Source organism: Paenibacillus sp. 1011MAR3C5, assembly GCF_003591485.1.
GTDB lineage: Bacteria > Bacillota > Bacilli > Paenibacillales > Paenibacillaceae > Pristimantibacillus.
In genome coordinates this window covers 537,093-556,790 of the sequence record NZ_QZCF01000002.1, presented here as the reverse complement: position 1 = coordinate 556,790, position 19,698 = coordinate 537,093, and the positions used below count along the sequence as shown (strand labels likewise).

25 protein-coding genes are annotated in these 19,698 nt (G+C 51.5%); 1 reads left to right on the top strand and 24 read right to left on the bottom strand.

Features of this window, described 5'->3' with window-relative positions:
* Nucleotides 1-12: 12 nt before the first annotated feature.
* From D3P07_RS07620 to D3P07_RS07565, 12 genes are all read right to left on the bottom strand, one after another.
* Nucleotides 13-741, bottom strand: a complete 729-nt coding sequence (locus tag D3P07_RS07620; RefSeq protein WP_119799588.1) for a tetratricopeptide repeat protein — start codon at nt 739-741, stop codon at nt 13-15.
* 117 nt (nt 742-858) lie between these two features.
* Nucleotides 859-1,242: an aspartate 1-decarboxylase gene (gene panD, locus D3P07_RS07615; RefSeq protein ID WP_119799587.1), complete on the bottom strand. Its 384-nt coding sequence runs from the start codon at nt 1,240-1,242 to the stop codon at nt 859-861.
* A gap of 2 nt (nt 1,243-1,244) precedes the next feature.
* Nucleotides 1,245-2,123: a pantoate--beta-alanine ligase gene (gene panC / locus D3P07_RS07610; protein ID WP_119799586.1), complete on the bottom strand. Its 879-nt coding sequence runs from the start codon at nt 2,121-2,123 to the stop codon at nt 1,245-1,247.
* The gene (gene panB / locus D3P07_RS07605) at nt 2,120-3,031 is read right to left on the bottom strand and encodes a 3-methyl-2-oxobutanoate hydroxymethyltransferase (RefSeq protein WP_119799585.1); all 912 of its coding nucleotides are present in this window, start codon (nt 3,029-3,031) and stop codon (nt 2,120-2,122) included. Before panB ends, panC begins: the two co-directional genes overlap by 4 nt.
* A gap of 345 nt (nt 3,032-3,376) precedes the next feature.
* Nucleotides 3,377-4,360 carry a biotin--[acetyl-CoA-carboxylase] ligase gene (locus tag D3P07_RS07600; RefSeq protein ID WP_119799584.1) on the bottom strand — a complete coding sequence of 328 codons (984 nt, stop codon included), beginning with the start codon at nt 4,358-4,360 and terminating at the stop codon, nt 3,377-3,379.
* Between the two features lies 1 nt (nt 4,361).
* The gene (locus tag D3P07_RS07595; RefSeq protein WP_259391421.1) at nt 4,362-5,636 is read right to left on the bottom strand and encodes a CCA tRNA nucleotidyltransferase; all 1,275 of its coding nucleotides are present in this window, start codon (nt 5,634-5,636) and stop codon (nt 4,362-4,364) included.
* A 57-nt stretch (nt 5,637-5,693) separates the two neighbouring features.
* On the bottom strand, nt 5,694-6,854 hold the full coding sequence (bshA, locus tag D3P07_RS07590; protein ID WP_119799582.1) for an N-acetyl-alpha-D-glucosaminyl L-malate synthase BshA: 1,161 nt from the start codon (nt 6,852-6,854) through the stop codon (nt 5,694-5,696).
* A gap of 64 nt (nt 6,855-6,918) precedes the next feature.
* Nucleotides 6,919-7,614, bottom strand: coding sequence for a bacillithiol biosynthesis deacetylase BshB1 (bshB1, locus tag D3P07_RS07585; RefSeq protein WP_119799581.1), 696 nt, complete (start codon nt 7,612-7,614; stop codon nt 6,919-6,921).
* Nucleotides 7,611-8,033, bottom strand: a complete 423-nt coding sequence (gene mgsA, locus D3P07_RS07580) for a methylglyoxal synthase (protein ID WP_119799580.1) — start codon at nt 8,031-8,033, stop codon at nt 7,611-7,613. The genes bshB1 and mgsA overlap by 4 nt, the downstream gene beginning before the upstream one ends.
* Nucleotides 8,034-8,072: 39 nt before the next feature.
* Nucleotides 8,073-8,879 (bottom strand): 4-hydroxy-tetrahydrodipicolinate reductase, encoded by an 807-nt coding sequence (dapB, locus tag D3P07_RS07575; protein ID WP_119799579.1) that lies wholly within the window; start codon nt 8,877-8,879, stop codon nt 8,073-8,075.
* Between the two features lie 16 nt (nt 8,880-8,895).
* Complete coding sequence (locus D3P07_RS07570; protein WP_119800002.1) at nt 8,896-9,429, bottom strand: tetratricopeptide repeat protein; 534 nt, start codon at nt 9,427-9,429, stop codon at nt 8,896-8,898.
* 53 nt (nt 9,430-9,482) lie between these two features.
* Nucleotides 9,483-9,818, bottom strand: a complete 336-nt coding sequence (locus tag D3P07_RS07565; RefSeq protein WP_119799578.1) for a nucleotide pyrophosphohydrolase — start codon at nt 9,816-9,818, stop codon at nt 9,483-9,485.
* A 132-nt stretch (nt 9,819-9,950) separates the two neighbouring features.
* Here D3P07_RS07565 and D3P07_RS07560 point away from each other — a divergent pair, with 132 nt between their 5' ends.
* The gene (locus tag D3P07_RS07560; RefSeq protein ID WP_119799577.1) at nt 9,951-10,814 is read left to right on the top strand and encodes a YitT family protein; all 864 of its coding nucleotides are present in this window, start codon (nt 9,951-9,953) and stop codon (nt 10,812-10,814) included.
* A 28-nt stretch (nt 10,815-10,842) separates the two neighbouring features.
* Here the strand turns inward: D3P07_RS07560 and D3P07_RS07555 are convergent, their stop codons facing one another.
* The 12 genes from D3P07_RS07555 to D3P07_RS07500 all read right to left on the bottom strand — a co-directional run bounded on the left by D3P07_RS07555 (nt 10,843) and on the right by D3P07_RS07500 (nt 19,293).
* Entirely contained in the window at nt 10,843-11,706 is an 864-nt protein-coding gene (locus D3P07_RS07555) for a sporulation protein YpjB (RefSeq protein WP_182914217.1), read from the bottom strand.
* 42 nt (nt 11,707-11,748) lie between these two features.
* Entirely contained in the window at nt 11,749-12,381 is a 633-nt protein-coding gene (locus tag D3P07_RS07550) for a DUF1405 domain-containing protein (protein WP_119799575.1), read from the bottom strand.
* A 65-nt stretch (nt 12,382-12,446) separates the two neighbouring features.
* The gene (locus D3P07_RS07545) at nt 12,447-13,310 is read right to left on the bottom strand and encodes a menaquinol-cytochrome c reductase cytochrome b/c subunit (RefSeq protein WP_119799574.1); all 864 of its coding nucleotides are present in this window, start codon (nt 13,308-13,310) and stop codon (nt 12,447-12,449) included.
* 19 nt (nt 13,311-13,329) lie between these two features.
* Nucleotides 13,330-14,001 carry a menaquinol-cytochrome c reductase cytochrome b subunit gene (gene qcrB / locus D3P07_RS07540; RefSeq protein ID WP_119799573.1) on the bottom strand — a complete coding sequence of 224 codons (672 nt, stop codon included), beginning with the start codon at nt 13,999-14,001 and terminating at the stop codon, nt 13,330-13,332.
* A gap of 16 nt (nt 14,002-14,017) precedes the next feature.
* Entirely contained in the window at nt 14,018-14,548 is a 531-nt protein-coding gene (locus D3P07_RS07535; RefSeq protein WP_119799572.1) for a Rieske 2Fe-2S domain-containing protein, read from the bottom strand.
* Nucleotides 14,549-14,788: 240 nt separating this feature from the next.
* On the bottom strand, nt 14,789-15,211 hold the full coding sequence (locus D3P07_RS07530) for a DUF2487 family protein (RefSeq protein WP_119799571.1): 423 nt from the start codon (nt 15,209-15,211) through the stop codon (nt 14,789-14,791).
* A 109-nt stretch (nt 15,212-15,320) separates the two neighbouring features.
* Complete coding sequence (locus D3P07_RS07525) at nt 15,321-15,503, bottom strand: IDEAL domain-containing protein (protein ID WP_119799570.1); 183 nt, start codon at nt 15,501-15,503, stop codon at nt 15,321-15,323.
* 23 nt (nt 15,504-15,526) lie between these two features.
* Complete coding sequence (locus tag D3P07_RS07520; RefSeq protein WP_119799569.1) at nt 15,527-16,033, bottom strand: gamma carbonic anhydrase family protein; 507 nt, start codon at nt 16,031-16,033, stop codon at nt 15,527-15,529.
* 62 nt (nt 16,034-16,095) lie between these two features.
* Complete coding sequence (locus D3P07_RS07515; protein WP_119799568.1) at nt 16,096-17,271, bottom strand: hypothetical protein; 1,176 nt, start codon at nt 17,269-17,271, stop codon at nt 16,096-16,098.
* Between the two features lie 199 nt (nt 17,272-17,470).
* Nucleotides 17,471-18,058, bottom strand: a complete 588-nt coding sequence (locus tag D3P07_RS07510; protein ID WP_182914216.1) for a histidine phosphatase family protein — start codon at nt 18,056-18,058, stop codon at nt 17,471-17,473.
* Between the two features lie 42 nt (nt 18,059-18,100).
* Nucleotides 18,101-18,703 (bottom strand): anti-sigma factor family protein, encoded by a 603-nt coding sequence (locus tag D3P07_RS07505; protein ID WP_119799566.1) that lies wholly within the window; start codon nt 18,701-18,703, stop codon nt 18,101-18,103.
* Entirely contained in the window at nt 18,700-19,293 is a 594-nt protein-coding gene (locus tag D3P07_RS07500; RefSeq protein WP_119799565.1) for an RNA polymerase sigma factor, read from the bottom strand. The genes D3P07_RS07505 and D3P07_RS07500 overlap by 4 nt, the downstream gene beginning before the upstream one ends.
* Nucleotides 19,294-19,698 lie beyond the last annotated feature (405 nt).

Genomic DNA, 19,698 nt, shown 5'->3' with positions numbered 1-19,698 from the left:
TCCCCGATCCTCTCACATACAGCACAGCTCCGTGCTTCCGAAATATAACGATAATTGTCCCGGCGTATCTTGACAGGACTTTAGATTGTTTAATGAGTCCGTAAAGCTCGGATACACCTCATACGCCTTGCGGAACAGCTTCTCCGCTTGGGCAATATTCATGTGAACGGCATGAATGCATCCAAGGGCATTATAGCCTAAAGCCAGCCACTTCGGAAAGTCCGAAAGCACAATTAATAATTGAAATTGCCGCTGAGCCTCCTGCCAATTCTGCATATGCATCTGGCTCATACCCAGGTAAAGCCTCGCCAAATTGCATTCGGGAGCAATGGATATCGCATCATGAAATAATCTGGCTGCGTGAGAAAACATAAATAAATTATAATAGCCTTGACCTTTGTTAACCAGTACCTCAGCTTCTTCCGGTATGGCAAGATCCGCCATACTGCAAGGATATGCCTCCACCGGCAAATTCGTCTTCGCTTGCTGCCCGATCGGGTCAGCGTCATTGTCCATAACTGACGTAGTGACCGTGACAGGCTGATCTGATGCGATGCACTCCTGAAAATCGGCCACCTTCTCTTCGAAATCCAGCCATTGCTCGATAAAGCTGTCGCTCATTTTTTTCATTTCGGCGACTTGTCTGAGGTACGCCATTCGCTCCTGTTCGCTTGCTTGTGGGTACTGCTTGGTGATCTCGTCAAGCATTTCGTTCATCGACGTGAACATATGCTGAAACATGCCGCATCCCGCCTTCGCTTAGAATAAGGAGTGATACGGTCATTCTTTGTTTACAGCCTTCTTTTCATACGGCGTGCCAGTCGTTACATAAGGCAGGTATGATGCGTAATCCTGCGATTAAATAATGGTGGCATGCAATTCCTCAGTCAGCACCTTGAGTGGTTTATTCTGGTCGTCCAATATGGTAATAACCGGCTTATGCGACTTTGCCTCTTCGCTCGTCATCATGCCGTATGAAATTATAATTACTTTGTCGCCTGGCTGCACCAGTCTTGCCGCAGCGCCGTTCAAGCAAATTACGCCTGACCCTCTTGCTCCTGTAATGACATACGTCTCGAACCTGGCGCCATTGTTGTTGTTGACGATTTGAACCTTTTCATTCTCATATAAATCCGCGGCATCCATCAAATCCTCGTCAATGGTGATGCTGCCAACGTAGTTCAAGTTTGCTTCCGTTACGGTCGCACGGTGCAGCTTGGATTTCATCATTGTTCTAAACATCGTTAAACCCCTCCACTCGGATGGTACAGGCTGTTATCGATCAAGCGCGTCGTACCGAATTTGACCGCCATAGCCAGCAAAACGGGCGACTCCAGCTTGTGAGTAAGTTCATGCTCATTCAGCGGATCCAGCGAAGGATACTGGAGCAGCTCCACATAGTCGATGACTGCGTCCGGTACAGACTCAATCCGATCCTTCACAAGCGACAGGAGCGATCCTGCCGTCGTAGCCTCCTCCTCAATCCAGGTCTTAGCTTGCGCCAAGGATTGGGACAGGACAACCGCCTGCGCCCGGTGCTCGGCGGAAAGGTATACGTTGCGCGAGCTTAGCGCAAGCCCGTCGGGTTCGCGAACGGTTGGACAAGGCACAATGACGGTATCGATATTCAGATCATCCACCATTTGCTGAATGACAGCGACCTGCTGCGCATCCTTCATGCCGAAGTATGCACGATCAGGCTTAATCAGATGGAACAGCTTGCTTACCACAAGGCCCACTCCGTCGAAATGGCCTGGTCTCGAAGCGCCACAGAGCCGATCAGTCAATCCGCTGACAATGACGCTGGTCTTGGAAGGCCTCGGATACATCTCTTGGACGGCTGGCAAAAAAACAATATTGATCCCGCATTCATCCGCAAGCTTCAAGTCGCGTTCTTCATCACGAGGATAGCGGTCCAGATCCTCATTCGGTCCGAATTGCGTCGGATTCACAAAGATGCTCAATACGGTAATATCATTATGCGACTTCGCTTCCCGCATCAGGCTTGCATGTCCTTCATGCAAATAACCCATCGTGGGTACATAACCGATCGATCGTCTCCCGCCTTCGGATAATGCGTATAAGTGCTCTTTCAAGTCGACAATCGTGCGGGCTATAATCATGTGAGCGGTACTTCCTTTCGCTGACTCTTCCCAGATGCGCTCTGCTGCTCACCGGCTTCGGCAGCTCCACCGCCATACAGAGCCGCAGGCGAAGAGGAACCCGGCTGGAACACATGCTCCTCTGCAGGGAACTGATGCGTCTTCACCTCGCCGACAAACGATTCGATCGCACCCCGGATGGTCGTGCCAATATCAGCATATGTTTTCACAAATTTTTTCTCAAAATATGGGGAAGAGTATTGCAAGATATCGTGGTAGACGAGAACCTGTCCGTCGCACGCCCTGCCTGCGCCTATGCCGATTGTCGGGATCGTCAGCGCTTTGCTGATCGCTTCCGCTACCGGCTCTGTAACCAGCTCCAGCACGATGCTGAACGCTCCAGCCTTCTCCAGCGCAAGCGCATCCTCCATCAGCTTCTGAGCATCCTTCTCGGTCTTCCCTTGCACCTTATAGCCGCCAAGCTGATGCACGGATTGCGGTGTCAGCCCCAGATGCCCCATGACAGGAATGCCGGCTTGGACCAGCGCTTCCACATCGGACGCGATTTCCGCGCCTCCTTCAAGCTTCAGAGCCTGCGCTCCGCCTTGCTGCATGATCCTCGCAGCGTTAAGCAAGGTAGCCTCACGGCTGGCTCCATAGGACAAGAACGGCATATCCGCTACAATAAATGTATGAGCAGCAGCTCTTGCAACCGATCTTGTATGATACACAATATCATCAACTGTCACAGGTATGGTCGTCTCGTAGCCTAATACGACATTGCCGAGCGAATCTCCTACCAATATGACATCAATTCCCGCTTCCTCAGCAAGCTTCGCCGACGGATAGTCATAAGCCGTCAGCACGGAAATCGCATTGCGCTCCTGCTTCATCTTCAGCAGGCTGTGGATCGTCAGTCGTTTCCTCATCGCTTTCATCTCCTTTTCGTTGTCGAACAGGGAGACTGAATGTCCACTGAACCAAGCGACAGCTTCAGCATCCTGAACACGCACCTATGTGCTATTTTAAACACAAAAAAACCTTTTAGCCGACTGCTAAAAAGGTTCCGAACATAAAAAGGAAACGGTTGCTTGTTGTGCTTCCTTCTGTCTCGGTCCCTACGGCTCAGAGCAGAGTGTGCAACACCAATCATTGACACGGTTCAATCTGCGAGGTTTACCAGTGCAGCTTCCTTGGAATACCGCCTGATACCTGTAGTGTACCAAAAATGATAAACTTCGTAAACGGGTATACTCCTCTGTCTTGTCTAACGATTAAGAGCGGCTCAGCGGCTCGCCCATCTCAGCTGAGAAGATCGCAACCAGCGAGCCGTCGGCGCGTTCAATACGAATCGCACCGCTCTCCTCTAATCCCACCGGAGTACCCTCCAGCTCCCCTTGCGGCGTTATGAGACGCACCTTCTGTCCGATGGAGACCGACAACGACTCCCATAGCGCCGCAATAGCCGAAAAGCCTTCCTGCAAGAAGAGATCGTATAGCGTCTCCCACTCCTGCAAAAACTGCGTGACAATCTCACTGCGGTTAAACGGCTGACCGGCTTCGATGCGAAGCGACGTTGCCTTGGCTAACAGCTCTTCGGGGTAATCCCCCTCCGATAGATTAACGCTTATGCCGACGCCAGCGACGATATATTTGAGACGCTCATCCTCTGCTGCGGATTCGAGCAGGATGCCGCTAATTTTTTTCCCCCGAATTAACAAATCGTTGGGCCACTTGATGCCAATGGGCAGTCCGGTCATCCGCCTCAAGCTTCTGCATAGCGCCACTGCTGTAAGCAGCGTGAGCTGCGGGGCGCAATGAATCGGAACATGAGGCTGCATCACCATGCTCATCCATATGCCTTTGCCTTGAGGGGATACCCAGCCGCGGCCCATTCTCCCGCGCCCGCCTGTCTGTTCCTCCGCCAGCACAAGCGTGCCTTCCGGCGCCCCTGACTCCGCAAGCTCCCTTGCCGAATCCTGAGTGGATTTCACTTGTTCGTAGTAATGGACAACTTGGCCGAATCTCGCTGCGGTGCGCATACCCGCTAACATCTCTTTGCTGAGCTCATCGGGAGAATACACCAGCCGGTAACCCAGCTTGGTCGACGCTTCAATCTCGTAGCCGGCTGCTTCGAGCTTGCGAATCTGCTTCCAGACCGCCGTGCGGCTCACCTTGAGCTCCTGGCTCATCATAGCCCCGGATACGAATTGATCCGGATGACGCTTCAGCAATTCCAGCAAATGATCATGGCTCATCCTATGTACCCTCTTCATTCCATAATTTTGACCGCTCAATCAGCTTGTCCTTCTCATTGGCGACATCTCCGGAAGCAACCGCAATCAGCAGCCGATTCAGCATTTCCTTCATCCAGGGTCCAGCCTTGCGGGACAAAGCTTGCTGCAGTTCGTTGCCGCCTATCGCCAGCTGCTTGAGCGATTTGACAGGCATCTCTTCCAGCGTCGCAAATAAGCGATTCGCTATTGCCTCCGATACTTGACCTGCTCGCGGCTTCAAGGCTTGTACGACATGCAGCCAATGCATGGCTGCTTTTTCTCCAAAGCGAATGACGCTTGCCAGCCATGCGGCGCGAATGCCCGATTCATCATCCGTGTTTAGACGCGCAGCCATCTCAGTATGCAACTGCAGGATGCTCATAATCAGAGCCATTCTTTTATTAGGAAATCTAAGGCTCATCAACAAGTCTTGCGCATCCTTTTCAGCGGATTGCAACGATAATAAGATAGCTGACCAGCGTTCGTCTGTATGTTCAAGCAAGCCTAGTGCCGCCATTTCATAACTGCCCAATTTCGTTGATTCTTGCATACGCGCCAATAGTTCCGGCGGTACCGGTTCCTTAAAGTCTGCCCATAGACCGCTCGCACCCAGCCATGCCAGCGCTCTATCCGGGGCATCGCCGGACAGCATTTTATCCAGCTCCGCATGCACGCGCTCCATCGCAATATGGCGCAGCAACGGCTTGTACGCCTTCAACCCCCGCCAAAGCGACGGAACCGGCCGTAGTCCGTACGTACCGAGAAAGCGAATCGCTCTTAGCATGCGCAAGGCATCCTCTTGGAGGCGCTCACTCGCCTTCCCGACGCACCGGAGTCGAAGCTCGCGCAAGTCGCTCAACCCGTCATAGGGATCGTACACGTTCCCGCTTTGCCTGATCGCCATTGCGTTCATCGTGAAATCCCGGCGCAGCAGATCTTCATCCAACTGCAGCACGTAAACAACGGATGACGGCTTGCGGAACTGCTCGTATTCCGACTCTGTCCGGTAAGTCGTAACCTCGTATGTAACGCCTTCTTGCACGACGGTAACCGTACCATGTTGAAGCCCCGTCGGTATGCACTTCGGAAATAAGGCCATAACCTGCTCCGGCAATGCCGAAGTGGCAATATCGATATCATGTACGGAGAGGCCCAGCACTGCATCTCGCACGGCTCCGCCTACGAATACAGCCTCATGGCCTTCCTTCTCCAGCCTTTCAATTAAGGGAATTGCCGCCCTCATCTCGGACGTGAGCATTAGCTTCAAAGCCGCCCCTCCTTCCGTTCTCTGCAAGGGCCTTAATCGTAACAGTTGTTATTCACAGACAGATACCGGCAGCTCGGCGTCAATGCCAAGCACGCGGTAGTAGATGGATTCGTATTGCTCTGTAATCGAATCATTGCAGAAGTCATGTCTGGCGCGCTTCAAGCAAGCTTCCTTGAACTTCGCATGAAGCGTATCGTCCGTCAGCAGCTTGATGGCGCCCTCCGCCATCTCCTCTACATTGCCTATATCCGACAAGAAACCCGTCTCGCCGTGCGTAACCAGCTCCGGAATACCTCCTGCATTTGAACCAATGGTCGGCACGCCGCAAGCCATCGCTTCAAGCGCCACCAATCCGAAGCTTTCTTTCTCGGATGGCAGCAAAAGCACGTCCGCCATCGAGATGACCTGGGCGACGTCTTCTTGCTTGCCAAGAAAATGGACGCGGTCCTCAAGCCCCATATTTTTAATTTTGCATTGAATTTTAGTCAGTTCCGGTCCCTCGCCTACCAAGAGAAGTTTGGCCGGTATCCGCTTCGACACCCGCTCGAAAATCTCCACAACATCACTCACACGTTTCACAGGGCGGAAGTTCGAAATATGCATTAGAATCTTCTCGTCCGGTGCAGCAAAATCGGAACGAAGCGAAGCTGCCTCGCGCGGATAATACACGCGCTTATCAACAAAGTTGTAGGTAAGATCGATTGGCGTCAGAATATCAAGCAGATTTCTCGTTTCTTGAATCAGATCGTTGGATACAGCCGTTACCGCATCACTTTGGTGAATGGCTAGACGTATCAGATCCTTTAACGATTCATCTTGGGCAAGGACGGTGATATCCGTGCCATGAAGCGTCGTAACGGTTTTGAGACCATTGCCGATCATCTGCTTGGCGAGATATGCGCATACGGCATGCGGTACCGCATAATGCACATGAAGCAGATCAAGCTGCTGCATCTTGGCTACTTGAGCCATCTTGCTGGCAAGCGACAGATCGTAAGGAGGATAGCGGAATACGTAATAATCGTTTACTTCAACTTCATGGAAAAAAATATTTTTATGAAACTTGCCTAACCGAAACGGTATGCTATGTGTAATAAAATGAATTTCGTGCCCACGTTCGGCAAGCAGCTTCCCTAGTTCCGTAGCAACGACGCCAGATCCTCCCAGCGTCGGATAACATGTAATGCCGATTTTCAGCTTCTTAGCCATTCGTGATGCACCTCCCCACTCATGTGGTATATCTATATCTATTCCCTATAGGCTGTACATTTTGTCAAAATATTGTGACGCCGAACGGGCGCTTGATCGCGAAGCCTTCAGCATAGTTCCAGCCCTTGCTTTGACCAAGCAAGGAGTCCCTAGCCTCGACCCGCTCCACATAACCGCTTGTCAGCGGTGTGGCTACCGAATCCGCGCTGTGCGTGCGATCGAATTGAGACCGGTATGCACGCAGCGCTTCCAGCTTCGCATCATAAGTCGATGTGACATCCACGATCAATGAAACGGCTTCGACGTCATTAATATAATAATAAATAAGCTGCTCCACCTGAACAGGCGGCAGATGCGGCATATAATTGCGCAGCTTGGCGTTGAACACAGCTTCTTCAATCAGCTTGCTGCAAGCGATATGATCGGGATGGCGGTCTACCCAATATGGCGCAAATACAATGCGCGGCTGCCAGCGTCTAATCTCGGCAACGATCACATCGATTTGCTCCCGGCCCCCCTGCAAGCCGCGATCAGGCAGCCCCAGATTCGTCCGTGCAGATAAACCAAGCACCGCAGAGGCTGTTGCGGCTTCTTGCCGCCTCAGCTCCACGGTGCCGTTTGAGGACATCTCCGCTTCGGTCAAATCGCAAATGCCTACCCGCTGTCCCGCCGCCGTATGTTTGGCGATCGTTCCGCCCATTCCGATCTCCGCGTCATCCGCGTGAGCTCCGAATACGAGGATATCCAGCTTGTCCATTATTCGGTCGCTCCCGGCTTATATTTGTGCACCAGCTCACGCCATGCAAAGTCGCCGCGCTCTACAGCCTTGACCAGCACTTCCGCCGTTGCGATGTTCGTCGCAACCGGAATCCCTTGCACGTCGCATAGGCGAAGCAAAGCAATAATATCCGGCTCATGCGGCTGCGCCATCAATGGATCACGGAGGAAGATAATCAGATCCATCTCATTCTCGGCTACTAACGCGCCGATCTGCTGGTCTCCGCCGAGCGGACCGGACATAAAGCGATGGATGGACAATTCTGTCTGCTCCATAATGCGCGTACCGGTTGTGCCGGTAGAAAAGAGCTTGTGGGGCTTGAACACATGTTCATAGGCGATGACGAAATTTACGATCTCGTCCTTCTTGCGGTCATGCGCGATAAAAGCAATGTTCAGCATGCGAATCCCCTCTCCCGATGTCGAATGGCGCCTTGTCGGCTAGTCCATAATATGTTCGAATCCATAAATCAAGCCGCTGTATGTCATGACCTTCTTCACGGCTACATTCACACCTGGCATATAGCCGGCGCGGTCATAGGAATCATGACGAATTTTAAGCGTTTGGCCATATCCTCCGAAGATAACCTCCTGCTGCGCAAATACGCCCGGAAGTCTGACGCTATGTATACGAAAACCATTGTAATATCCGCCGCGCGCACCTTCGATCGTCTCTTCTTCCTTCGGATTGCCTTGACGCAGCTCCTGGCGGACTTGCGAGATCAGCTCAGCCGTTTTGATGGAAGTGCCCGAAGGCGCATCCAGCTTTTGGTCGCCATGATATTCGATAATTTCAACATGCGGCAAATATTTGGAAGCCTCAGCAGCAAATTTCATCATCAGAATAGCGCCGATCGAGAAGTTTGGCGCGATCAAGCCGCCGATTCCTTTTTCTTTGCACAGCTCGTCCAGCTCTTCGATTTGCTCCGGCGTAAAGCCCGTTGTCCCGATAACAGGACGGACCCCGTACTCAATCGCGGTCTTCGTATTGCCGTAAGCGGCTTGCGGCACTGTAAAGTCGACAAGCACGTCGGCCTTTGTCCCGCTCAACGCTTCGTCCAATGTTGCGCTTACGGTCACGCCTGTATGGGAATGGCCTGCGAATAGGCCTGCGTCAACCGGCCCGGAGGACGGATCTACGGCAGCCACTAGCTGCAGCGCCTCATCCTCCAGTACCATCTTAACGACCTCTCTGCCCATTCTTCCCCCAGCGCCAGTAACCGCAACTCTAATCCGTTCTACCGTCATCCCTATCACCTTTTCCTTATCGTCTTCTCATTGTGGAACGAATGCGTTCCATTCTCCGTTTGCGGCTAATATCCGCGAATAATCTGCGTGCCGCCGAGTGGTTAGGATCAAGTCTCAGCGCTTCCCTCGCGAACTCGATGGCTTCATCCAAGCTTCCATCTGTCATGCATACCAACGCAAGCGTATAATACGCATCGAAGCTTAGCGGGTCCAGCATTACCGCATGCCTTAACAGCTCGGCGGCTTCCTTCATATCCGGCTTCTCTCCGGCTATCAGTCCATTGGCTTCAGCCAGCAGAAGACGAGACTGTATCACTTGCGAGTGATAACGGTATTCCTCATTATCCGGCTCCAGCTTCTCGGCTACATCGGCATAGACTTTCGCTTTCGGCCACTTGCCGCTGCGCGCGCAGGATACGGCGCATTTATGATAATATCCGGCGTTATCCGGTTCGGCAGCTATCGCTTGCTCAAACCAATAGATCGCCTCTTCAAAATCGCTGTGAAAAATATATTCATACGCCTTCCTGATGCAGGTCTCCCCATCCATCTGCCCATCCTCCTTGTACAGGGGGTTTGGTACAGCATATGTACGGGGCTTGCTTACAGTTCGTCGCTTTTCTTCGTCCAGCGATTCGCGTCACGCGTATTGAACTTGTGCATGACCTTATCGTGAGCCTCTGTCAGATCGATGCCCAGCGAATTTGCGAAGCAGGATAAGAGGAACAAAATATCCCCAAGCTCCATCTCGACGGTATTTTCCGCCTCATCCGCCCTCTTTGGCTTCTCTCCATAATAATGATTGATCTCACGCGCCAGCTCGCCGACCTCTTCGGTCATTCTTGCCATGAGGGCAAGCGGGCTGAAATAGCCTTCCTTGAACTGCGAGATGTACTCGTCCACCTCGCGCTGTACTTGAGACAATGACTTCTCTGACATCTTCGCGGCTTCCTTTCCTATAGAGGTGCACGTTACTATGTTACCGTATAGGTCCGTTCAAAATCAATGTTTTTCGAATGCGTCAATTCGCCATACTACAGATAAAGCAAACTATAGAAAGAAGGCGTATTCTTGAAAAGAATATGGAATCAGCTGCGCCTCATCCTGCCCATACTGGTCGGAACAGCCATTTACGCTTTTGGCCTGCACTATTTCGTCATTCCAAATCAGCTCATGGAAGGCGGGTTAACCGGCATCGCCGTATTGCTGAATTATGCCGCAGGTTGGAAGCTGTCGGTCACAACTCTGCTGCTTAATATCCCTTTGTTTCTGCTTGGCTGGAAGGCGCTAGGCAAATTTCAGATGCTCTATACCGTTATTGGCACCGTATCGTTGTCTTTATTTCTTGCGCTTATGGAATACTTCATCCAATCCGGATGGCTTGTCCCCTTCCACAGCTCAAAGGATTACATGCTTGCGGCATTATACGCAGGGGTTACGCTAGGTACAGGTCTTGGCATTGTCTTTCGCTTTGGCGGTACGACTGGCGGCATTGATATCATCGCTCGCATACTGACCCGCTGGCGCAGCCTCAGCATGGGACAGGTGATATTAGCCTTTGATGCCATTATCATAGGCATCTCCATTCTCTATATCTCACTGGAGAAGGTCCTGTACACGCTGGTTGTTGTTTTTATCGCCTCGAAAATGATCGATTTCCTGCAAGAAGGGGCTTATGCCGCCAAGGCTTTCTCCATTATTACCGACCGGGGCCAGCAGATGGCAACAACGATCACCCATGAGCTGGAACGAGGCGTAACCCTCATGCCGGCCAAGGGAGCCTTCTCCGGACAAGAAAGAGAGATCGTCTATTGCGTCGTGGGAAGGGCGGAAAACCGCCGCCTCAAAACCATCATTCGCAATATCGATCCCCAAGCGTTCATTGTGATTAACGACGTTCACGACGTACTGGGTGAAGGCTTTAAAGAAGAATAACTGCGGCAATGCTACACGCTTGTCCGATTTACAGCTTCTTCACACCATACGGTCTTGCCTTATATTTGCGCCAGCCTGTCCATGTCAGTACGCCTGAAATGATGGTACCAAGCAGCAGCGCCCACTTCAGCGGCTGGCCGATCCCTGGCGGCGCTATGACCGGCACGGCTGCCGCCTGCTTGTCCTCTACAAATATATGGTTGATCGCCAGCCGGATCGCTTCGAGCGATTGATCGACCTCCGTCTTCGACACCGTAGATTGCTTGCCTTCGAGCAATCTCCCCGCATAAGCGATGCGCTCCATCAATTCTCTCATACGGATCGAATCACCTGCGAACATCGCCGCTGTCTCGATTCTAGCCGCATGCTCGTTTAATCCTTGCAGGGTAGCCCGTGCAGCGGCTACGGGGTCCCCGGCTTGTCTCTTCCACGCTTGCTTCAACATGTTGATATCATCGGTAAGCAGCGTTTTGTATTGATGCCATAGAGCTGCTCTGCCGTTCATTAGCGCATCAGCGCCCATGCGCAGCCTGACGGTATGCTCAAGCCATAGGGAATCCTTCACACCGCTTGAGAGTGCCCGCCCGACAGCGGCTGCATCATGCTCCATCGCCAACCATCCATCAGCACTGCCGTAGCTGCGCAGCATCTCATTGTCCAGCAACTTATTCAACCTTTGCAACTCAGCGAATGCGGCTTGCCGATTATTCGTATAAGCCGCCGTATATAAAGCTGTCGCTGTCTCGTCCATTCGCTCAAGCTGATGGTACGGACCTGACGAGAACAGGAATGCATAGCTTCCTTCAGGACTCGCGCCGCCCCATACCACTCCAGCCGTGCCCATCGCCATACATAGACATGCGATGAACGGAATGATAATACGCGATTTCATAGACATCCCCCCATAGACCAATCTATGAGGGGATGTCCATCTTTATTCTTTTTTTCGGAAACGCAATACAAGCCATGCAGCTAGAAAGCTCGCAATCGACAAAGTGAACGTGAAGATGCGTACGGCATTCAGATCGTCCTCCAGCTCTGCCGGAAGCCACGGATTAATGCCATACGTATAATCGATGGTATCGTTCAGCAGCAGCCATCCCAGGCCTACCACAAGCGCGCCGGTTCTTGCTTTCATGAATCTGAAATATAACAGCGCCTCCGCGGCCATACCCAGATGCGATGCGATCAGCATATAATGCTGCCAATTCAGCACATCGCCTTGCGCGGCGCCGCCAATAATCATTGCAACCGCCCATATGCCGTATTTGACCGAGCAGACGACAGCCAGTGCCTCGATCACAACACGTACGATATCTCCGATTCTGGATGATCTCTGTGGAGGAAACATCAAAAACAGAAGCGACAGGGTGAAAAACAAGCTCGAAGTCGGCGAATCCGGTACAAAAGGAAGCATCCATGCCGGTTTGTTCTCGATGGTCCAAATGAGCTGATTCTCATACCAGATATAACCGTAGATCGTACCGACCAAATTAACGATAAACAAGAGCCAAAGCACATTGCGGTTCAGCAGGAAGCTTCGGCTCCAGAACAGACTCAGATTCATATTCTTGTTCCTTTCCAAAAAAAACCTGACCGAATAATTCGATCAGGTTTTCATCAATGGTTCAACTACTCTTGCTTTTGCTTGGTCAGCCATACCGCCAGCTGATCGATCTCATCCGAAGAAAGTGTGCCTTCGTATGAAGGCATTGCGCCGTTGTTACGGCCGTTTGTAATCGTCTCCACAATCTCTTCCTTCGACAGGTGATTACCTACGCCAAGCAATGCTGGTCCGTTAGCACCGGATAAGTCATTCGCATGACAGCCCATACATTGGGACTCAACGATAGACATTACCGGATCTTCTGGCTCAATGATTGCTGCAACAGGCGCTTTCTTCAGCGGATTAGGACGAGGCAAGCCTCGCTCATGAGCAAGTCTCGCTTCTTCCTCGCGAACATGATGCTCAGGAGTCTGTCCATTCTTCTCCAGCATGTGCTGGTAGTGGTCCCAAGATACAACCGTCAAGTATACGCAAGCCGCCAGCGTAAGAAGCATAAGCGACGAAGCGATTGGACGGCGGTAGAAGCGGCGCTCCTTACCCGTATCCAGGAATGGGGCAAGCAGCAAGCCGCCGAACAGAATGCCGGGGATGCCGAGTGTGCCAAGCAGGATGTACTCCTGCGATACATATGGATATTTCAAAAATTGATACAGGAACAAGAAGTACCAGTCTGGCATCGGAATAAACGATGCATTCGTCGGGTCAGCCGGATAGCCCAGTGGTGCAGGCTCCGCGATAACCCATACCAGGAAACCGACCAAGACAACGCAACCAACCATCCATTCCTTCAGAAGGAAGTTGGGGATGAAGGCTTCCGATTTACCCGGAAATGACGTATAGTCTGGCGGTGTCTGGAACCCGCCCGCTTTCTTGACGCGCGAGTCGCCCACATAGACGACCTTCTCGTTCGATTTATGACCGTGAGCCATGTGTAAGCCCTCCCTTCGCTTAAAGTGGTCCCGAAATGCCTTGTTTCCGAATCATCAGGAAGTGCGCCGCCAGCATGGCAATCAATGCGCCTGGCAGGAAGAATACGTGAATCGCGAAGAAGCGAGTCAGCGTCTGCGCGCCTACGATATCGCCGCCATACAGGAAGTCAGCGATGTAGGATCCGATAACAGGAACGGAAGCCGCGATTTCTACACCTACTTTAGTTGCGTAGTAAGCTTTGTTGTCCCATGGAAGCAGGTATCCTGTAAATCCAAGGCCAAGCATGATGAAGAAAATCAGCATTCCGACTACCCAGTTCATCTCACGCGGAGCCTTGTAGGAGCCGGTGAAAAATACGCGAAGAGTATGTAGGAACATCATTACGATTACCAAGCTCGCACCGAAATGGTGCATGCCGCGAACGATCTGGCCGAATGCGACCTGATGCTGCAGATAGTCAACGCTCGCGTAAGCGTTAATAATATCCGGCACGTAGTACAGGGTCAAGAACATCCCCGACAAAATCTGGATAACCGTGATAAAAAACGTCAAGCCACCGAAGCAGTAGACAAATGCAGAGAAATGATGCGCCGGGTTAACGTGCTCGGGCACTTCATGGTCTGCTACATCTCTCCAAAGCGGCGTAATGTCAAGACGTTCATCGATCCAGTTGTATACATTTTTAAACATCTGCAGTACGCCCTCCTTAGCTTCTTGTGTTCGGAACGAGTGGTCCCAAATAGACGATCCCGTTCTCTACGACGACTTCATATTCGTCGAGCGGCGAGTTGGCTACTGCCAAGTTCTTGCCGTCCTTGGAATATCTTGCGTCATGGCACGGACAGTCATATTCGTTATGACCCTTCGTATTCCAGAAAATCGTGCATCCCAAATGCTTGCAGACCGGAGACAGTGCAAATATCTTGCCGTCTTCGCCTCTCGAAATCCAAGCTACGAGTTCAGGCTCGCTCTCATACCAACCGTCAATCTGATGAATCTTGAACTTGAATTCTTGCGGTTCCGCGGTGACTTTGCTCTCTTCGACGACCTTCACCAGATTGCCTTCGCCCTTCTTCGCAAGAAGCGGATCAACCGCAAACCGAACCATCGGCAATACCGCGCCGCCCATCATGAAGGCCGTTGTGCCGCCAAGCGTATATGACAAAAATTGACGCCGGGACATTTCTTTGCGCTGAACCGGACGATGCGCCGTCTCGTGTTGTTCATGATTACTCATCTTCTGTTCTAACCCCCTTTGCCAACCATATCTCGCGTCTTGCCGCACGGCAAAAACACATGACGAACTAGGACATAACTTATAATAGCCTAGGTGTTTGGGAGCGTCAAGAATATGGCCCGATATTTGCGTCATTCTGGAAATACCGTTCAATAATTTGTTATCATTTTGTCACATTTGACCTGCTCTGGCATTTGTTTTCCCCATAATTCGATCTAATTATACGAAGGATATCCATATTTAAGGAGAAATGGCGCTCCAGAGCTCTCTAATTTGTGACGACACCTCGCTATGGGACAGAAGCTGTCCGTCCGGTCCCGGCTGCAGGATCAGATCCGCAGCTTCAATCGTCAGTGCTGGCGCGGAAAACGCTGTCATGACAATCACATAGTTAAACCCCGATTGCTTCAGCCGGCTGCACCATTCGCCCAGCATCGACTGGAACGATTCGCTCTCCGTTATGTAATGGCATGCCGGATAAGTCACAACCCTGCCCTTGAACGGAATCTCTACCAGATCCATCATATCCCGCAGCCGTTCGAGCCGGGCAGTCGCTTCATAGGGCGACTCCCCGCCGCCAAGCCCCGTGACGGGAAGCAGGCATGTATCCAGGTACGGCTTAAGCTCGTCCCATTGTTCTTCCGTTATATCGCTGAATTTCATCCGCTCTCCTCATTTCCCCGTTGTCTATGCTCTTCCCCTTCCATTCTACAAAAGAAAGCCTCCGTGCGCTAGCAGGCATAAGCCGGCCGCACATGGAAGCTTCTTATCATTAATGCTTCAGCTCATTGAGTTGCTTGACGAGTCGATAGAACGTATCCTCGTCGCCGGACGCGAGCGCCGTGTCTATTGCGTGATTCAGCTTCTCGGTCTGAAATTTCAATACAGCTTCGTCCAGTACAAGCTCAGCGACCAATCCGAGCATCGCCTCATACGTTTCTTTCATTTTGTCCATAGGATACACCTCCAAACCGGCGCTTAAGAGATCCTATATTCGATTCCTTTCGTCACGTAGCTCTCCATCGTCCTTCTCATGCGCAACAAATCATCCTCTGTCAACTCTCTTACGACTCTGGCGGGCGTTCCGATAGAAAGCGTATAGGATGGTATTTTCTTGTTCTCTGTCACAATCGAACCGGCTCCTATTAAAGCATATTCACCAACGTCTGCGCCGTTAAGTACGATTGCCCCCATTCCGATTAATGTACCTCTGCCTATCGTGCAGCCGTGAATAATCGCACTATGGCCGACCGACACTTCGTCCGCCAATATAAGCGGTTGATCGGTGTTGACATGACCGACTACTCCGTCCTGTATATTGCAGCTATGGCCGATCCGGATCGGGGCCAGATCACCGCGCAATACGGCATTGAACCATATCGTGCTTTTCTCGCCAATCGACACATCGCCGATCAGTTTGGCTCCTTCAGCGATATAGCAGCTATCGTGAACAGCGGGGATTACTTTGTTATACGGCAACAACATCCATTCTCATCTCCCTTGTCATCCTTGAATTGGGGAGATTCTACCAAGGCTGCTTCTGAAAGTCAATGCAAGGCAAGTCCGGCTGAGTCTTTCCCTCTTGCCATGCGATCAATAACCGCATTCCCCGCTTTCGTCATGCGCACGACCGTTCCGTGCTCCGGATGCTCCCCTATGCGCAGCAGACCGAGATGCACCATCATTTTAAGAACCCTGGCTTCCAGGATGGCGTTGGCATCGTCGTAGTAATAGGTCTTGATGAAAGGGACCAGCACTTCCCGAAGCGACGCCACGCTCACCCAATCGGGCGCAAGCGCATGAATCCAATGCACCAGCGACAGCAGATTGGCCACGGGGCCCTTGTACAGCTTCAGCCAATAACGATACACCAGCTCTTGCTCATCTGCTTCAGCCGGCTTCTCCAGCCGCTCTTTCCCCGCATCCTCCACAACGAGCCATCCATCTGGTTGTTCACTGATATATTTGGCGCTGCAGCAGTAATCATAGAGTAGGGAGAACCGGTCGGGGTAATGATTGAAGTGGCGCCCGTATCCAAAACGCCATGCGCCCTTGCTCGGCAGCTCCTCCCGCACACCCATCCGGTCCAGCATTTGCTGAAGGGATCGCTTATACATAGAACCGTCCGTGATGAGCTGCACTTCATTGTGATATACATAATGAAGCAATTGCTTGATATCTTCTTGAATCAACCCTTGTTCATCCCTGTACATATGCGGTTCATCCGTGTATTGCAGCTGCTCGGCGAATCTTCGTCTAAGCGTCTCGCGGAATCGGGTCTTCAGATCGCTCGGAATTTGAAACAGGTACCTTCCCGGACCGCTGAATCCGTTAAAGAGCCAGCCTTGATGCTTGAACTGGACAATAATTTCTCTGGGACTAGGCGGCAAAGCGGCTTTCTTCTTGCTTTTTTTCGGTTTTTTGACCGGTTCGTCTGCCGCTTCCTTCTTCTCCTCGCCGAAACGGCTTTGTTGAACTCTCGCGACCAGGTCTTCCAGACTGTAAGACTGCCTGGACTCGAATAGCAGAGAATTGAGGAAACGGAGATCCTCCAGCTTCATAGAGCTAATTTGATTCTCGAATACGTCATGCCGATTCACTTGCGACAGAATGGACTGGATCAGCTCGTTCTTGGAGTTCCCATTGCATTCGCACCGGTAAGCGCCCGCAATCTTGCTAAGCTGTCCGATATCGGCATAACTCAGCATGTCCGATAGATTCATGGCTCTCCCCTTTCTCCAGCGTACCGCTCCCTCGCAGGCTGCGGCTTCTATAGCTAAGGTTTTAGTACCATTATTGGATATTTCGCTCATTTCATACCCAAGAGATGGGGAGGGCTGTAAAAGTATGGGACTGAAACACAAAAAAGCTCTCCGAAAATAATCGGAAAGCTTGCTTTAATGTTGATCTAAAAATGTAAGGCTAGACTTTGATCTCTTCCAAATGCCGGGTACAGTTATGAAGCAGAGGCTGCCATGCGTCTTCCTGCCGTTCCAGAATAGAGTACGACAAGTTGCCAAGGCGGGAATCCTCCAGATCCGCACATAGCTCCTTTAACATCTGAGCGATGAAGCTGCCGTGCGAGACGACGAGAACGCTATGGCCTTCCTCTCTCTTCATCAGGTCCGAGATCGCTTCTGTGCCTCTGGCTCGCACCGCTGTATCGGATTCCATGCCAAGGCTTAGCTCACGCCAGTCTGCGCCCCAGCGCTCCAGACGCTCTTGCTCCGTCGTCCCTTCGATTTCTCCAAAATAACGCTCACGCAGCCGGGTATCCGGCTCCAATACAGGAATATTCAGCCGTTCCGCGATAATGGCTGCCGTTCTTCTTGCCCTTTGCAGATCGCTTGAGATGACCGCGTCCCATATGCGCTCTTCCTTGCTTAGCCGAGACGCCAGCGCACCCGCTTGCGCAATGCCTTCTTCGTTAAGCGAGATATCCGTCTGCCCTTGTATAATCCCTTTTGCATTCCAATCCGTCTTCCCGTGCCGGACCAAACCGATTAGCAATCCGATTACCCCTTTCGATGTCTGCCGGTCCTTAGCCGAACGTCAGTGTCGCGTTCTGGACAGCCAATTTAATATCAGTAATGCCATAACAAGCCCAAGCAGCGATAGCGCTACATAATATTGCGGGAACGTAGGCACCACGGTCAGAACGACCGGGTCGCTTATGCTGGATACGGGCACTTCTGCATAGAAGCCTGCCGTCATAAACGCGTTGTTGGTCGAAGCGTTAGCCGCTTCAATCAGTCCCGTCATCTTCTGCGCCTCGGTGGGCGCATTCTTGTAATCGAACACAAATACAAAAAACGCGCAAGCGAACATCGCCATGCAGCCCGCGATTAGAATGGCCGTATTTCGCCGGAATGATTTTGAGAAGTGATAGCTTTTGCTTGGAACTGGCAAGTACCAGGATTCATCCAGGTAGATGCGCTCCATCACGGCACGGTTCACATGCTCGGAAGGGCCGATCTCCGCGCTTTCCTCTGCGCATATGCGTAGGAGATCCTCGCTCTCTTCCCAGAAGCCGTAATGTGCGGAGCATTGCTCGCAATCGAGCAAGTGGGCCTCCAGTTCTATTCTCTCCTGATCGTCCTCGGACATATCCCAGTAGTCGGAAAACCTGAGCTGCACGTCCTCGCATTTCATCATGAATTCATCCTCTCGAAAGACTCCGCCGACGGCATTGTTCCATAATAAGGCTCAAGCTGCGTCTTCACGCTTGCTCTTGCCCGGAACAGCAATGATTTGACGGAACTGACCGACTGCCCAAGAATATTCGCAATCTCTTGGTAGTCCAGCTGGTCATATTCCCTAAGAATAAGCGCGGACCGTTGCTTCTCCGGCAAATTGTTGATTGCCTCGCGAACCATAGCCATTCTTTCATTGCGCAGAAGCTGCTGCTCGGGAGCGGCCTCATGCGATGCGATGGGTTCGAAACCTGCGTCATCGAGCGATACATTATTCGCCTTGCCTTTTCTAAGCTCACTCAGTACGGTATTGCGCGCAATCGTATACAGCCACGTAGAGAAAGAAGCATCCATCTCCCGGAAGGAGTGGAGGCTGCGGTATGCTTTATAGAACGTCTCTGAACATAAATCCTCAGCCAGCAATTCCAGTTTCGCGCTTTTCAGCATATGAAAGATGAATGCCAATATCTTGCGCTGATAACGCCGCATCAGTTCGGAGTACAGCTCGACATTGCCATCCTTAATCTCTCTTATTAACTGGGAATCAGTCATGACAGGCGAACCTCCTCCACCTGCAGATTATTCCCGGACCCTATGTATCATTGTACCGGCCCGAAAACAAAAAGTTGCGGTCGTCATCTCAATAAATACAGATTTAAGTTGAGTAGATTAACAATTCGATTCCTACGGGCAAAATCCTGCTTGTTTCGACATTAGTCCTTAAACCTTCATTTTCCTAATAAAACGAATCAGGGTGAAAAAGGCCTTGCGCCTATGTTTGTTACTCTTATATAACCTATGTTTGAAGCTCCTCAAACAAAACAGCCCTGCAGCAGAAAGCGGCAGAGCTGATCATTCACGTCATGATGGCTTGAGGGTCTCGAGTGTGCCCGGCGTCAGAGCAGCCCTAAATTAGACAAAAAAAAACCACTCAAGGGAGTGGTTTGCGTTCATGAT